This window comes from Undibacterium sp. TJN19 (genome assembly GCF_049339485.1).
GTDB lineage: Bacteria > Pseudomonadota > Gammaproteobacteria > Burkholderiales > Burkholderiaceae_D > Undibacterium.
This window is the reverse complement of sequence record NZ_JBMPPL010000067.1, coordinates 1-441: the sequence shown is the minus strand read 5'-3', so window position 1 is coordinate 441 and position 441 is coordinate 1. Positions and strand designations below refer to the sequence as shown.

General features: G+C 61.5%; 1 protein-coding gene. It reads right to left on the bottom strand.

What is annotated here, in order from left to right; genetic code table 11:
* The coding region (locus ACO0LH_RS28550) for a cellulose synthase subunit BcsC-related outer membrane protein (protein ID WP_422944535.1) at positions 1–441 on the bottom strand (441 nt) is incomplete at both ends.

Below are 441 nucleotides of genomic sequence, written 5' to 3'. Positions count from 1 at the left end.
AGGTGAAGTCGTTGGTTTTATAGGCACGCCAGTAGGCACCCGCGCCAAATTCGGCCATGGTGTTTTTGGCGACGTTTTTGCCGGTGAGTCCGTAGTAGCCGCCGCTGGCGTAGACGCCTCCATCTTCGCCATCGTAGGAGGTGTCGAGTTTGATGCCGGTGCGGGTGACGCCACCCCAGGTGAGTCCATACAGGCTGTCTTTGGCGCCTGCGTAGGAGAGGTAGCTGTCGGTGACGGATTTGCGGGCGATTTCTATGCCGAGGCTGGCGCCATCGTCGCTGCCACTCCAGCGCAGGCCGCCAACTATGTTCTGAACGGGGAAGCCGATGGGGCTGGAGCCGATGTCGGCCCGCACACCTGCCAGTTCGTAGCTGAGGTTTAACGCGACGCCTTTGGCTTCCTGGTCTAGTGTGGCGACGCTGGACAGACCTTGCTGGCGGG